The following is a 15,606-nucleotide window of genomic DNA, read 5'->3' as shown; positions in this document are numbered from 1 at the left end:
AACAAAGAGGCGTACGTCAAAAAAATTTTAACTTATCGATGATCAAAAATATTTCCATCCCCCTCCCCCCTCTAGCCCTCCAAAATGAGTTCGCAGACTTTGTAGCCCAGGTCGACAAATCACAATTTGCTTGTGAGATAGCTATAAAAGTGTGGAGAAATAGCTTGAAATTTAGTATAATATAGCTAAACTATTTGTTTAAAGTGAGAAAAAAATGGGAAATTTTAGCTTTCTTTTAAAAAATGACGAATATGAATCTTTTTCAAAACCTTGCATTGAAGCTGAGAATATGATTGCTACATCAACTGTGGCTACCGCCTTTATGGCGCGTCGTGCTTTAGAGCAGGCTGTCCATTGGATATATAGTCACGATTCATATTTAGAAGCTCCCTATCGTGCTACTCTATCTTCTTTAGTATGGGATGATGATTTTAGGGATATCGTAGATTCTGAACTCCACAAGCAGATAGTTCTGTTGATTCGATGGGGAAACCATGCTGCTCATGGTGGTGAAATTAAGGAACGAGAAGCGATTTTAGCTTTGCATCATTTGTATCAGTTTGTTAATTTTATCGATTATTGTTACAGCAATGAGTTTGTGGAGCGTTATTTTGATGAGAAGTGCTTACCACTTTCAGCAAACATTAAATACCGAGAAACTCCACAATCTATGATAAAGTTACAAGACAGTTTACCAGAACTGCCTGATTTTCATGAACAGATGGCTGCTCAGTCCGTAGAAGTTCAAGAGACTTATACTGAAAAACGTGAGACTGCAGCGCAACGGCAAGATGTGCCTTTCCATATTGATCAATTATCTGAGGCAGAGACAAGAAAGCTCTTTATTGATATCGATCTCCGTCTAGCAGGATGGATATTTGAAGAAAACTGTCGTGTTGAGATAGCTGTTGATGGTCTCAAGCACGGTTCAGGAATTGGTTACTGTGACTATGTACTTTATGGTAAAAATGGGAAAATTTTAGCGATTGTAGAGGCTAAAAAAGCCTCTGTCAATCCAGAAGTAGGGGAAGTACAGGTCAAAGAATATGCTGAAGCTTTGGAGAAACATATCGGCTATCAGCCAATTTGCTTTATTACAAATGGGTTGAAGCACTATATACTTGATGGTCCGAACCGCCGCCAGATTGCAGGCTTTTACTCTCAAGAAGAATTGCAATTAGTGATGGATAGACGTCATCTTCAAAAACCACTTGAGGATATTTCTAGTAAAATTAGAGACGATATTTCCGGGCGTCACTACCAAAAACATGCGATTGCAAGCGTTTGTGAAGCTTTCTCTAATCATCGTAGACAGGCACTTTTGGTTATGGCAACTGGGGCTGGGAAAACTCGTACAGCAGTTTCTCTAGTTGATATCTTATCACGTCATAACTGGGTAAAAAACGTTCTCTTCTTAGCCGATAGAACTTCCTTGGTTAAGCAAGCATATGATTCGTTTAGAAAATTACTCCCAGATCTTTCCGTTTGTAACTTCTTAGAAGATAAAGAAGGAGCTCAATCAAGTCGCATGGTCTTTTCAACTTATCCGACTATGATTGGAGCGATTAGTGGTCAAGAAGAAGTAAATCAACGCCCTTTCACTGTTGGGCATTTTGACCTTATCATAATTGACGAGTCTCACCGTTCTATTTATCAGAAATACAAGTCCATTTTTGATTATTTTGATGCAAGGATTGTAGGCTTAACAGCTACTCCGCGTCAAGATTTAGATAAAAACACCTATGGATTCTTTAATTTGGAGAATGGTGTTCCAACATATGCATATGATTTGGAAGAGGCTGTTAAAGACGGATATTTAGTAGCCTATCATTCTATCGAAACCAAACTGAAACTACCTACGGATGGTCTACATTATGATGATTTATCCGAAGAAGAAAAGGAACATTTTGATAGCAAATTTGAAGACGATAGCTGTGAAAAAGATATTGATGGGAGTGTGTTTAATTCCTTTATTTTCAATAAAAGTACAGTAGAAATTGTTTTAAATGAACTCATGACAAGAGGAATTCAGACAGCCTCGGGTGATGAAATTGGTAAAACTATTATTTTTGCTAAAAATCATGACCATGCGGAATATATCAGAGGTATTTTTAACAACCGCTATCCTGAAAAAGGGAGCGACTATGCTCAGGTGATTGATTATAGTATTAAGCATTATCAGACCTTGATTGATGATTTTAAAATTAAGGAGAAGTATCCTCAAATTGCGATTTCTGTCGATATGTTAGATACAGGTATTGATGTACCAGAGGTTGTGAATTTAGTCTTCTTCAAGAAAGTACGCTCTAAAACTAAGTTTTGGCAGATGATTGGTCGAGGAACCCGTCTGTGTAAAGATTTATTTGGACCTGAACAGGATAAGGAAAACTTCTTGGTATTTGATTATGGGGACAATTTTGATTATTTTCGTGCAGATCCAAGAGATGGAGAGGGTCGTCACATTGTTTCGTTGACTCAGCGTTTATTTAATATCAAAGTGGACTTGATTCGAGAACTTCAGGGACTCCAATACCAAGAAGATCAGTTTGCGAGAGCATACCGTCAGGAGCTTGTCTCAGAACTTCAAGGTCGTATAGAGAGCTTAAATGAGTTGGACTTCAGGGTTCGTATGGTTTTAGACACAGTTTATAGCTATAGGAAATTGGAAAGTTGGCAGAATCTAACTGCTGTTACAAGTGAAACCATTCAAAAAAATCTCTCTCCGCTTTTATTTGATGAAGATAAAGAAGATGAGATGGCGAGGAGATTTGATTTGTGCTTACTTCATATTCAGTTGGGGCAACTGACAGCTAAATCTTCCACTGTTCATATTTCCCAAGTGATGAAGACGGCTAGAGCTCTTTCTGCTATTGGCAATATCCCGCAGGTTTTTGAGCAGGCTGAAATTATCAGGAAAGTACAGGAGCCTGAATTTTGGAAAGAAGTTAACTTGTCTGATTTGGAAAAAATTCGTCTTGCTATTCGAGATTTATTACAGTTTTTGGATAAAACAGACCGTAAACCCTACTATGTTAACTTTGAAGATCGTATACTCTCCACTGTTCACGAGACCACAGCATTTTTACAGGTCAACGATCTTCGATCTTATAATGAAAAAGTTGAGCATTACTTGAAAACTCATCTGGATGAAGAGTCCATTTCTAAGCTATACCATAATGAAAAGTTGACATCTGATGATATGCTTGCACTTGAAAAATTGCTCTGGGAAAAATTAGGTAGCAAATCAGACTACCAACATCATTATGAAAATAAGGCAATTCCGAGATTGGTGCGTGAGATTATTGGCTTAGATAGAGAGTCTGCCAATCGTATTTTTTCTAAATTTTTGTCGGATGAGAACCTTAATGCCAGGCAGATTTCATTTGTAAAATTGATTGTAGACTACATTGTAGAAAATGGTTGCTTAGAGATGAAAGTGTTAACGCAAGAGCCGTTTAAATCTCATGGATCTGTTCAACTACTCTTTCAACACCAACTACCAGTACTTCGTAATATTGTTCAAACCATTGAACTTATCAATAATCGAGCTGGAGAAGTGGCTTAAATTCTAAAGTGATTGCCATGCTGAGACTCATTTAAAATTAAAAAGAGTAGAAATTTATGTTATATATGAGAAGTTTTATTAGGAAGAATGTCATCGTTTTCCTAGAATACAGTATCAGTTGTTAAGTGGCTGATAAATTTCAAAGTAGATACTTGTACCACGATGTTTGTTGATCGAGTTATTAACAAAAGAGCTACTTTGATTTTAAAGAAATAGAAAACAAAAAGCCGAGCAAGAATTCAATTGCAGGAGAAAATGAAGTAATACTCAGTGAAAATCAAAGAGCAAACTAGGAAACTAGCTGCAGGCTGCTTAAAACACTGTTTTGAGGTTGTAGATAAGACTGACGAAGTCAGTAACCATACCTACGGCAAGGCGATGTTGACGGGGATTGAAGAGATTTTCGAAGAGTATAAATCTTCCTAGGATAAAGCAAAACGCATAGTATCAAGGGTTTTCAACACTTGATACTATGCGTTTTCTGATGTTAAAGACTTTCTACCAGGTTTTTTAAAGCATAATTGTTAGTTGTAGTCATTTATTATTCTTCAAAGAAAAATGGTGGGGCGAATTTTTTCAGTTCTTCAAAGCACTTTTGAGCAGCATCTGTATCTTCACAGATGATAAGGCAAACATCATCACCACAAAGGGTTGCGATAATATATTGGAAATCAAGAGCATCAATAATTGTAGCGAACGATTGTGCTAGACCAGGAAGAGTTTTGAGTAGGACTTGGTGCTGAATAGGTCGCAACATGATGAGGGCATCTTCCATATAGTTTTCCAAACGTTTTTCCCATTTTGAGATGGAACCATTATTAAGAACATAATAAGCGTTATCTTCTTCGCGGACTTTTGATAGGTTCATATTTTTGATGTCGCGTGAGAGGGTTGCCTGGGTCACTTGAATGTCGTTCTCAGCAAGAAGGGACTGCAATTCAGCCTGTGTATGAATCTTGTTTTTTGCGACAAGAGCGCGTATAAGTTGGTGTCGGTGTTCTGATTTATTCATAATAATTTAACTCCTTTTTTAGTAAGGTATTGTAAGTGTGGACTGAGTGAGGTCGACAGTCAAGTGGTAGTCGGTATTGTCACGGATTGTGATTTCAAAGTCAGTAGTATAGAGGACTAAACGAAGAGTATCTCCTTCTTTTAGCTTATAAATAGTTGGTTGCAGTTCAAATTGCACATCCATCCATTCATCTGCAGTAATATCCTCTACTAACAGTAGATCAGTTCTATTTTGTAAATTAAGGTAGCCTTTTGTCACGACTCGTTGTGCATCTGGCCTAAATGGTAATTCACAGAGATTTTCCAACATGTGGTAGCGTCCATTATCAATGGTTTTAGCACTTAAAATAGCTGGATAAGGTTGTAGGTATTTCTTTTGACCAAGTTCCAGTAGTTGAGCAGATAAGAACCCCTTGTTTGTGCTGGATTTGATACGAAGATTAAGCTGAGCGCGACCGTTCAGGTGGAGATCTTTAGTCACAGGCAGGTCAATAGTAATCTGATTGGCTTTCCCTTGATAGAGTTCCGTATTGAAGGTCTGGTAGGTCTTACCATAACGCTCAAAATCCTTATCTGGGTACTGGTTTTGAATAGCTTGCTCTTCTTGCCCAAGTGAGAAGGTTTCAAAGTTTTCTTGCCCACCGAAGTTATCAAGTGATAGCCAAGTCTGTGGAGCTGTATTGTCCTGCCAGATAAGAGTAGGAAGTTGGAAATCTGTATCTTGTCCCAGTAATTTTTTAGTCAATAAGGCATTCATGGCTTCACGGAAATCAATGGACTGCCAGTTATTCATATAAACATGGGCACCATTATGGAAAAAGAGGTGCTTGTTTATATGATTAGGAAGGGCATGGAACATCTGGTAAACATGAAGTGGTTTGACATTCCAATCCTGTGAACCGTGGGTAAAGACAACCTCTGCTTTTACATTATGGGCATTGAGCAGATAGTTGCGATCATGCCAAAACTGGTTATAGTCGCCGGTCTTGCGATCTAGTTGTTCCTTTACTTTTTCTAAGTCAGCTTGGTGAGCTTCATTGCCACGGATATAGTCGCCAGCCAAGAGATTACGAGAATAGGTTAACTCAGCAAGGGAGTCAAAGTCCTCACCGGGATAACCGCCTGGACTAGTTACCAGACCGTTTTCACGGTAGTAGTTGTACCATGAAGAAATGCCAGCCTCAGCAATGATTACTTCTAAACCATCGACGCCTGTAGTCGCAAGCCCATTGGACATAGTTCCAAGATAGGAAAGTCCAGTTGTGGCAACTTTTCCGTTTGACCAGTCAGCTTTGACTTGACGTTGGCGCGTGTGGTCAGTAAAGGCACGGCAACGGCCATTAAGCCAATCGATGACATTTTTATAAGCCTCGATTTGCTGGTAGTCTCCATTAGTCATGAAACCAGTAGAGTCTTTGGTACCAATACCTGACACATAGAGATTGGCAAAACCTCGTGGAAGGAAATAGTCATTAAGAGTATAGCTAGAGTTGATGTGGCTTAGCTTTTCCTCAGCTTCCGACACAAGCTCAGCTTGGCCTTGGGGTTGGACGAGATTGAGTTGAGGTTCCTCTAGTTCAATCTTATGAGCAGGCTTTACCTCAAGCTCGCCCTCCATCTTGTAGAGAGCCTTATCGCTTGCCTTGTCATTTGTTCCCTGATGATAAGGGCTGGCTGTCATGATGGCAGGGATTTTTCCATCAAAACGAGGACGAATAATGCTGACCTTGACTAAGTCTGGAAGACCTTTTTGGTCAGTATCGACACGAGACTCAACGTAAACGACTTCACGAATGACATCATGGCTGGAAAAAGTTGCTAAACTTTTGCCGTTAAAGTAGTGATAGTCATTATCCTCAGAGATAAGACCGTCGCTTACCAGTTGATGAATCAGGGTATTCCCTTTTTTGGTGCGAGTATTGAGTAACTGATAGAGATTTTCAATCAAGTCATCGTATACAATAGGAAATCCAGTCTCTTTACGAAAAGCTTCACTGTCTTCGAAGTCAACCAAATAAGAAAAGCCTAAAAGTTGAAAAGTAACAGTATAAAAAATATCTGCTGTCAAGTCTTTATCAGATTTGAAAAAAGTTAATATGTTAGTTTCTTTGTCTATAGCCAAGCAGGAGAGTGGATAGTCGGTGTTCTCATAAGTGAAAAAGAAGCGACGTAAAAAAGTTTCCAGTAATTCCTTGGGATTGGCTGTGTTTTGTAAATCAAAGCCACATTTTTTTAGTTCAGATAAGATATTTTCTTTTGGAAAAGTGATATAACTATATTGATTAAAACGCATAGAACCTCCATATAGAATGATAGTTAAGGTTATTATATCAAAAAAAAAGCAGAAAGGGAATTGTTAACTGCAAAAGGAAATAATCCAATAAAAATGAATAAAGTGCTAAATTCAATATAGAGAACAGTGTAATAATAGACGTAATGGGTATAATATAAAAATTCTAGGAGATTTATATTGTATGTTTTCTATTTTATATATAATATAGTATAAATATAAAAAATAATGACAAAAACACAAATGAATAAAAAGTAAATTAGTACGCTGATGAAATGTTTCTCAAGAGAAGCCTTTTATAGGTGAAAATGGTATAATATAGTGAGAAGGATAGAGGAGAAGTGTAAATTGATCGCACAACTAGATACAAAAACAGTCTATAGTTTTATGGAGAGTGTCATTTCAATCACCAAGTATGTGAGAGCAGCTAAAGAATTCGGCTACACTCATCTGGCTATAATGGATATTGATAATCTTTATGGTGCTTTTGACTTTCTAGAGGTTACAAAAAAATATGGCATTCATCCTTTATTAGGGCTTGAAATGACTGTATTTGTGGATGCTCAGGAAGTGAATCTGCGCTTTTTAGCTCTATCTAGTGTGGGCTATCAGCAGTTGATGAAGCTTTCAACAGCCAAGATGCAGGGGGAGAAAACTTGGTCAGTCCTGTCTCAGTACCTAGAGGATATCGCGGTAATTGTGCCTTATTTTGAAGAGCTTGAATCACTAAATCTAGGCTGTGATTACTATATAGGGGTTTATCCGGAAACACTGGTAAGCGAATTTTATCGTCCTATCTTACCCCTCTATCGGGTCAATGTCTTTGAAAGTAGGGATAGAGAAGTTCTGCAAGTCTTAACAGCAATTAAAGAAAACCTACCGCTCAGAGAAGTTCCCTTGCGTTCACGACAAGATGTCTTTATATCAGCAAATTCTTTAGAGAAATTATTCCTAGAACGATTTCCGCAAGCCTTGGAAAACTTAGAAAAGCTTATTTCAGGTATTTCTTACGATTTGGATACTAGTTTGAAACTACCTCGTTTTAACCCAGCTAGACCAGCAGTAGAAGAGTTGAGAGAACGTGCTGAGCTTGGGCTTGCCCAGAAGGGATTGTCTAGTAAAGAATATCAAGATCGACTAGACCAAGAATTGGCTGTTATTCATGATATGGGTTTTGATGATTATTTCTTGGTTGTCTGGGATTTGCTGCGTTTTGGACGCTTGAATGGTTATTATATGGGCATGGGACGGGGTTCCGCAGTTGGTAGCTTGGTTTCCTATGCCTTGGACATTACAGGAATTGACCCAGTAGAGAAAAATCTGATTTTTGAACGTTTCCTCAATCGTGAACGCTATACCATGCCTGATATTGATATTGATATTCCTGATATTTATCGTCCAGATTTTATCAGGTATGTTGGCAATAAATACGGTAGTAAACATGCGGCGCAAATCGTTACTTTTTCTACCTTTGGCGCCAAGCAGGCCTTGCGAGATGTTTTGAAACGCTATGGTGTGCCAGAGTATGAATTATCTGCAATTACTAAGAAAATCAGTTTCCGGGACAATCTTAAGTCGGCTTATGAGGGTAACCTCCAGTTTCGTCAGCAAATCAATAGTAAGTTAGAATACCAAAAAGCCTTTGAAATTGCTTGCAAGATTGAGGGCTATCCAAGACAAACTTCTGTCCATGCGGCTGGTGTTGTGATTAGCGACCAAGATTTGACCAACTACATCCCTCTAAAGCATGGTGACGAAATTCCATTGACTCAGTATGATGCTCATGGAGTTGAAGCTAGTGGGCTTTTGAAGATGGATTTTCTGGGACTACGAAATTTGACCTTTGTCCAGAAAATGCAAGAGTTGCTTGCTGAAACAGAAGATATTCACCTTAAAATTGAAGAAATAGATTTGGAAGACAAAGAAACGTTAGCTTTATTTGCTTCTGGCAATACAAAAGGTATCTTTCAATTTGAGCAACCAGGTGCCATTCGTCTGCTTAAGCGTGTGCAACCAGTCTGTTTTGAGGATGTCGTAGCAACTACTTCTCTAAATCGACCAGGCGCTAGTGACTATATCAATAATTTTGTGGCAAGAAAGCATGGGCAGGAAGAAGTGACTGTTCTGGATCCAGTACTGGAGGATATTTTGGCTCCAACTTACGGAATTATGCTCTATCAGGAGCAGGTTATGCAGGTTGCTCAGCGTTTTGCTGGATTTAGTCTTGGGAAAGCCGATATTTTGCGCCGAGCTATGGGGAAAAAGGATGCCTCTGCCATGCATGAGATGAGGGCTTCTTTTATTCAAGGTTCATTAGAAGCTGGACATACTGCGGAAAAGGCAGAGCAGGTCTTTGATGTCATGGAGAAGTTTGCAGGTTATGGTTTTAACAGGTCACATGCCTATGCATACTCAGCCTTGGCCTTTCAGTTGGCTTATTTCAAAACGCATTATCCAGCCATTTTTTATCAGGTCATGTTGAATTCTGCCAACAGTGATTACTTAACAGATGCCTTAGAAGCAGGCTTTGAAGTGGCGCCTCTGTCCATCAACACCATTCCCTATCACGATAAAATTGCCAACAAGTCCATCTATCTAGGATTGAAATCGATTAAGGGAGTCAGCAAGGATTTGGCGCTTTGGATTATTGAAAATAGACCTTATTCTAGCATTGAAGATTTTGTAGCTAAATTACCTGAGAATTATCTGAAACTTCCTCTGCTAGAACCTTTGGTAAAAGTTGGTCTTTTTGATTCATTTGAAAGAAATCGTCAAAAAGTATTCAATAATTTAGTTAATCTATTTGAATTTGTAAAAGAGTTAGGAAGTTTGTTTGGAGATACTATTTATAGTTGGCAGGAATCGGAAGATTGGACGGAACAAGAAAAATTCTATATGGAACAAGAGCTTTTAGGGATAGGTGTCAGCAAACATCCCCTACAAGCTATTGCAAATAAGGCTATTTACCCGATTACTCCAATTGGGAATTTGTCAGAAAATAGCTACGCTATTATTTTGGTTGAAGTTCAGAAAATAAAAGTAATTCGTACCAAAAAGGGCGAAAACATGGCTTTCTTACAGGTAGATGACAGTAAGAAAAAATTGGATGTCACTCTCTTTTCAGACTTATATCGTCAGGTTGGGCAGGAAATAAAAGAGGGAGCCTTCTACTATATAAAAGGAAAAATCCAGTCACGTGATGGCCGTCTGCAAATGATTGCACAAGAAATAAGAGAAGCAGTTGCTGAACGCTTTTGGATACAGGTAAAAAATTATGATTCGGATCAAGAAATTTCACGTATTTTAGACCAGTATAAGGGCCCAATCCCAGTCATTATCAGGTATGAAGAAGAACAGAAAACAATCGTTTCCCCTCATCATTTTGTAGCTAAATCCAATGAATTAGAGGAGAAATTGAATGAAATCGCTATGAAAACGATTTATCGCTAAAAATACGGAAAATAGAAGAATTTTAAAATCAAATGTGGTATAATCAAGAAGAATGTTAAAAGAAAAAGGAGCATAAACCAATATGAAACGTATTGCTGTTTTAACTAGTGGTGGAGACGCCCCTGGTATGAACGCTGCTATCCGTGCAGTTGTTCGTCAAGCAATTTCAGAAGGAATGGAAGTGTTTGGTATCTATGACGGATATGCTGGTATGGTTGCCGGTGAAATTCATCCCTTAAATGCGGCTTCAGTAGGAAACATCATTTCTCGTGGTGGTACTTTCCTTCACTCAGCTCGTTACCCAGAGTTCGCTCAACTTGAAGGGCAACTAAAAGGGATTGAGCAATTAAAAAAACACGGCATTGAAGGTGTAGTTGTTATCGGTGGAGACGGATCTTACCACGGTGCTATGCGTTTGACTGAGCATGGTTTCCCAGCTATCGGTCTTCCAGGTACAATTGATAACGATATCGTTGGTACTGACTTCACAATCGGTTTTGACACAGCGGTTACGACTGCTATGGACGCTATCGATAAGATTCGTGATACATCATTAAGTCACCGTCGTACTTTTGTCATCGAAGTTATGGGGCGTAACGCTGGTGATATCGCTCTTTGGGCTGGTATCGCAACTGGTGCTGATGAAATTATCATCCCTGAAGAAGACTTCAAAATTGAAGATATCGTAGCAAGCATCAGAGCTGGCTATGAATGTGGTAAAAGACACAATATCATCGTTTTGGCAGAGGGTGTTATGTCAGCAGATGAATTTGCTCAAAAACTAAAAGAAGCTGGAGATACGACCGATCTTCGTGTGACAGAACTTGGACATATTCAACGTGGTGGTTCTCCAACTGCGCGTGACCGTGTATTGGCGTCACGTATGGGTGCCCATGCCGTTAAACTTCTTAAAAAAGGTATCGGTGGTGTTGCGGTAGGTATTCGTAACGAAAAAATGGTTGAAAATCCAATTCTTGGTACTGCAGAAGAAGGAGCATTGTTTAGTTTGGCAGCAGACGGTAAGATTATTGTAAATAATCCACACAAAGCTGATCTTGACCTGTCACAATTGAACAATTGCTTGTCATAATTCATAATTTAGTTAATAAGACCAAAAGGTCATATATATAAAGGAGTCACAAAAAATCATGAACAAACGTGTAAAAATCGTTGCAACTTTGGGTCCTGCGGTAGAAATCCGTGGTGGTAAAAAATTCGGTGATGACGGATACTGGGGTGAAAAACTTGATGTTGAAGCTTCAGCTAAAAACATTGCTAAATTGATTGAAGCTGGTGCTAACACATTCCGTTTCAACTTCTCACACGGTGACCACCAAGAACAAGGTGAGCGTATGGCAACTGTTAAACTTGCTGAAAAACTTGCAGGTAAAAAAGTTGGTTTCCTTCTTGATACAAAAGGACCAGAAATCCGTACAGAATTGTTCGAAGGTGAAGCTAAAGAATATTCATACAAAACTGGTGAAAAAATCCGTGTTGCAACTAAACAAGGAATCAAATCAACTCGTGAAGTGATTGCATTGAACGTTGCTGGTGCTCTTGATATTTATGATGATGTTGAAGTTGGTCGTCAAGTTTTGGTTGACGATGGTAAACTTGGTCTTCGTGTTGTTGCTAAAGATGACGCAACTCGTGAGTTTGAAGTTGAAGTTGAAAATGATGGCGTAATTGCTAAACAAAAAGGTGTGAACATCCCTAACACTAAAATTCCTTTCCCAGCTCTTGCTGAACGCGATAACGACGATATCCGTTTCGGTCTTGAACAAGGTATCAACTTCATCGCGATTTCATTCGTACGTACTGCAAAAGATGTGAACGAAGTTCGTGCAATCTGTGAAGAAACTGGAAACGGACATGTTCAATTGTTCGCTAAAATCGAAAACCAACAAGGTATCGATAACTTGGATGAAATCATCGAAGCAGCTGATGGTATCATGATCGCTCGTGGTGACATGGGTATCGAAGTACCATTCGAAATGGTTCCAGTTTACCAAAAAATGATTATCAAGAAAGTCAATGCTGCAGGTAAAGTTGTTATCACTGCAACAAACATGCTTGAAACAATGACTGAAAAACCACGTGCAACTCGTTCAGAAGTATCAGACGTATTTAATGCTGTTATCGACGGTACTGACGCTACAATGCTATCAGGCGAGTCTGCAAACGGTAAATACCCACTCGAGTCAGTAACTACAATGGCTACAATCGACAAGAATGCTCAAACTCTTCTTAATGAATACGGACGTTTGGATTCAGATTCATTCGAACGTAACTCTAAGACAGAAGTAATGGCTTCAGCTGTTAAAGATGCGACTAACTCAATGGACATTAAATTGGTTGTAACTCTTACTAAGACAGGTCACACTGCACGTTTGATTTCTAAATACCGTCCAAATGCTGACATCTTAGCATTGACATTTGACGAATTGACAGAACGTGGTTTGATGTTGAACTGGGGTGTTATCCCAATGTTAACAGATGCTCCATCTTCAACTGACGATATGTTCGAAATTGCTGAACGTAAAGCAGTTGAAGCAGGTCTTGTAGAATCTGGTGACGATATTGTTATCGTTGCTGGTGTACCAGTAGGAGAAGCTGTTCGCACAAACACAATGCGTATCCGCACAGTACGTTAAGAAAAATATAAAAACCTATCATATCCAGCTTTAGAGCTTGTGTGATAGGCTTTTTTTGTATAGAGGGTAAGAAAGAGGCAAAACTTTCATAATGGATTGATACTCTTCGAAAATCTCTTCAAACCACGTCAGCGTCGCCTTACCGTATATATGGTTACTGACTTCGTCAGTTTTATCTGCAACCTCAAAGCAGTGTTTTGAGCTGACTTCGTCAGTTCTATCTGCAACCTCAAAGCAGTGCTTTGAGCAACCTGCGGCTAGCTTCCTAGTTTGCTCTTTGATTTTCATTGAGTATGAAATAAGATATGCACAAAGTGCTTAGGAAATTCAAATGAATTTCTACAAATATTTTAGCAATCGGAATCTACTTGTCTAGATTCGATCTGATATATTTTCGATTTAATGATATGGTATTTAAAACCTCCAAAGCAGCTTGCTCCATTATTTTACTTACGTGAGTGTAGATGTTATTTATTGTTTTAGCGTCTTTGTGTTCCACTCTAACCATTATAGCATTCTTCTCAGCTAGTGTACTAAGGAGTGTGTGCCTGAAAATATGGGAACTAAGGGGCTGATTTATCGGTTTCGCTAGTTTAGTATTTGCCTTTTGCAAAGTGATCTTAAATCCCTTTCTCTAAATTGACATATCACTAGTGTTTAACAAAATCTAATCTGCTTTAGGTCACTTATTCTTTTTTTGAAATGTAGAATGAACTTTTTCAAAGTTTTTCGAATCCTTTAAAATCTGTTTGTTTTATATCGCCATTCTCCCCCTTTTTTAATTCTCCCTATACAGCCTGGCAATTTTTCCGATGGTACGAATATGGTTGCTTTCGTTTAGGTGGATGTCGGGATTGAGTTTTTTTGAGGTAGCCTTGGCGGAGTTTCTTGACATAGTTAGCGCCGTCTACTTGGAAGATGCCGATGGTATTATAGTCAATCTGTGGGGGATTCTTGATAAATAGGTAGTCGCCGTTTCTTATCTTTGGCTCCATGGCCCTGCTGACGACATAAGCGATTGCGTCTTAGTCGTCTGGGATTTCATCCTCATAGAATGGGAATTCCATATCTAAATCGTCGTCCTGCATCAAGCGGCTACCTGCAGAGATAAACTACCTAAAACGAGAGTAAGTAGTCTGTCTGTAGTCGTCCAGTCTGATGATTTTTACGATACTTCGTTTATCTTCGTTTTTCTGCTCATACAGTTGCCTCTCGGCATAGGTCAGGATTTTACCTTGTCTGGATGGTGTCCGTTGGTCGTAGATAGATTGGATATCGCTAGGAGAATCCTTTTGAACTGGAGGAAAGAGGCATCAATCAAGCTACTGAATACTTTAGCTAAGTCAAATATAGTATTTTTCTTAGTAGTCCTAACCCTTTTTTCATAATTTCCAATGGTGTTTTTACTTATACCTATCTTAGTACCCAATTTTTATTGAGTCCAACCATTTACTAGTCTATATTGTTTTATTTTTAGACTGTAACAATCGCAATCTCTTCTTTATCCACAAATGAAATCGCTTTCTATTTTTATAAGTAAAGCATAACACGAAATCCACGAAAATGAAAACTTTGTTGTGTTTTCATAAAAAATTTGTTGACAGAGCACGAAACGCCTACTATAATTAAATCAAGTTTAAGGAAATAACAAAAAAACAAATCAGAGAGAAAGACGATGAACACATTAAATGAGAAAGTAATCAATATCTGTAAAGCAGTAGTTAAAGAAACTTTAATCCAAGACATTTAGGAGAAAAAGATGAAGAAATCAAGAAAATTAGCTACACTAGGAATCTGTTCTGCCTTGTTTTTAGGCTTGGCTGCTTGTCAACAACAAAATACTACTTCTGATGGGACGAGTCAAAGGCAAAGTAGTTCAACGAAAGTTCCATGGAAAGCTTCATACACCAACCTAAACAATCAGGTAAGTACAGAAGAGGTCAAATCTCTCTTATCAGCTCACTTGGATCCAAATAGTGTTGATGCCTTTTTTAATCTCGTTAATGATTACAATACCATTGTCGGGTCAACTGGCTTATCAGGAGATTTCACTTCCTTTACTCATACAGAATACGATGTTGAAAAAATTAGCAACCTTTGGAATCAAAAGAAGGGCGATTTTGTTGGAACCAACTGCCGTATCAATAGTTATTGTCTTTTGAAAAATTCGGTCACCATTCCAAAACTTGATAAGAATGATCAAATGCTTTTCCTAGATAACGATGCGATTGATAAGGGAAAGGTCTTTGATTCACAAGATAAGGAAGAGTTTGATATTCTATTTTCGAGAGTTCCAACTGAAGCAACTACAGATGTCAATGTTCACGCTGAAAAGATGGAAACATTCTTCTCCCAGTTTCAATTTAACGACAAAGCTCGAATGCTGTCTGTAGTCTTGCACGACAATCTGGATGGTGAGTATCTGTTTGTAGGCCACGTTGGCGTCTTAGTGCCTGCTGATGATGGCTTCTTATTTGTAGAGAAATTGACTTTCGAAGAGCCCTACCAAGCGATTAAATTTGCCAGCAAGGAAGATTGTTACAAGTATTTAGGCACCAAGTATGCGGATTATACAGGCGAGGGACTGGCTCAGCCTTTTATCATGGATAATGATAAGTGGGTTAAACTTTAATGGT

The 15,606-nt window shown here is 38.6% G+C and carries 11 protein-coding genes; 7 read left to right on the top strand and 4 right to left on the bottom strand.

Annotation, left to right across the window (positions count from 1 at the left end; all coding sequences use genetic code 11):
• From OVN23_RS06485 to OVN23_RS06475, 3 genes are all read left to right on the top strand, one after another.
• On the top strand, nt 1-185 hold a 185-nt coding region (locus OVN23_RS06485; RefSeq protein ID WP_267240844.1), incomplete at its 5' end, for a restriction endonuclease subunit S.
• Between the two features lie 29 nt (nt 186-214).
• Nucleotides 215-3,565, top strand: coding sequence for a DEAD/DEAH box helicase family protein (locus tag OVN23_RS06480; RefSeq protein WP_173212260.1), 3,351 nt, complete (start codon nt 215-217; stop codon nt 3,563-3,565).
• A 270-nt stretch (nt 3,566-3,835) separates the two neighbouring features.
• Nucleotides 3,836-3,991, top strand: a complete 156-nt coding sequence (locus OVN23_RS06475) for a hypothetical protein (RefSeq protein WP_173212262.1) — start codon at nt 3,836-3,838, stop codon at nt 3,989-3,991.
• 115 nt (nt 3,992-4,106) lie between these two features.
• Here the strand turns inward: OVN23_RS06475 and OVN23_RS06470 are convergent, their stop codons facing one another.
• Entirely contained in the window at nt 4,107-4,577 is a 471-nt protein-coding gene (locus OVN23_RS06470; RefSeq protein WP_001043011.1) for an arginine repressor, read from the bottom strand.
• Nucleotides 4,578-4,595: 18 nt separating this feature from the next.
• Entirely contained in the window at nt 4,596-6,869 is a 2,274-nt protein-coding gene (locus OVN23_RS06465; RefSeq protein ID WP_173212264.1) for a Xaa-Pro dipeptidyl-peptidase, read from the bottom strand.
• A gap of 345 nt (nt 6,870-7,214) precedes the next feature.
• On the opposite strand from OVN23_RS06465, the gene OVN23_RS06460 reads away from it, so the two are divergent.
• The 3 genes from OVN23_RS06460 (at nt 7,215) to pyk (ending at nt 12,970) form a co-directional block, all read left to right on the top strand.
• Entirely contained in the window at nt 7,215-10,316 is a 3,102-nt protein-coding gene (locus tag OVN23_RS06460) for a DNA polymerase III subunit alpha (RefSeq protein WP_173212266.1), read from the top strand.
• A gap of 82 nt (nt 10,317-10,398) precedes the next feature.
• A complete protein-coding gene (pfkA, locus tag OVN23_RS06455) occupies nt 10,399-11,406 on the top strand; it encodes a 6-phosphofructokinase (RefSeq protein ID WP_173212268.1) in 1,008 nt (335 codons plus the stop codon).
• A gap of 58 nt (nt 11,407-11,464) precedes the next feature.
• Complete coding sequence (pyk, locus tag OVN23_RS06450; protein WP_050224194.1) at nt 11,465-12,970, top strand: pyruvate kinase; 1,506 nt, start codon at nt 11,465-11,467, stop codon at nt 12,968-12,970.
• Nucleotides 12,971-13,000: 30 nt separating this feature from the next.
• Here pyk and OVN23_RS06445 read toward each other — a convergent pair whose 3' ends face one another.
• Both OVN23_RS06445 and OVN23_RS06440 read right to left on the bottom strand, forming a co-directional pair.
• Complete coding sequence (locus OVN23_RS06445) at nt 13,001-13,258, bottom strand: hypothetical protein (protein WP_240149002.1); 258 nt, start codon at nt 13,256-13,258, stop codon at nt 13,001-13,003.
• A gap of 500 nt (nt 13,259-13,758) precedes the next feature.
• Nucleotides 13,759-13,965, bottom strand: coding sequence for a S24 family peptidase (locus OVN23_RS06440; protein ID WP_173212270.1), 207 nt, complete (start codon nt 13,963-13,965; stop codon nt 13,759-13,761).
• A gap of 764 nt (nt 13,966-14,729) precedes the next feature.
• Here OVN23_RS06440 and OVN23_RS06435 point away from each other — a divergent pair.
• Nucleotides 14,730-15,602: a DUF4300 family protein gene (locus tag OVN23_RS06435; protein ID WP_173212272.1), complete on the top strand. Its 873-nt coding sequence runs from the start codon at nt 14,730-14,732 to the stop codon at nt 15,600-15,602.
• Nucleotides 15,603-15,606: the final 4 nt, after the last annotated feature.

The sequence above is a fragment of the Streptococcus sp. Marseille-Q6488 genome, from assembly GCF_946902925.1.
In the GTDB taxonomy this organism is placed as follows: domain Bacteria; phylum Bacillota; class Bacilli; order Lactobacillales; family Streptococcaceae; genus Streptococcus.
This window is presented reverse-complemented; position numbering and strand designations above follow the sequence as displayed.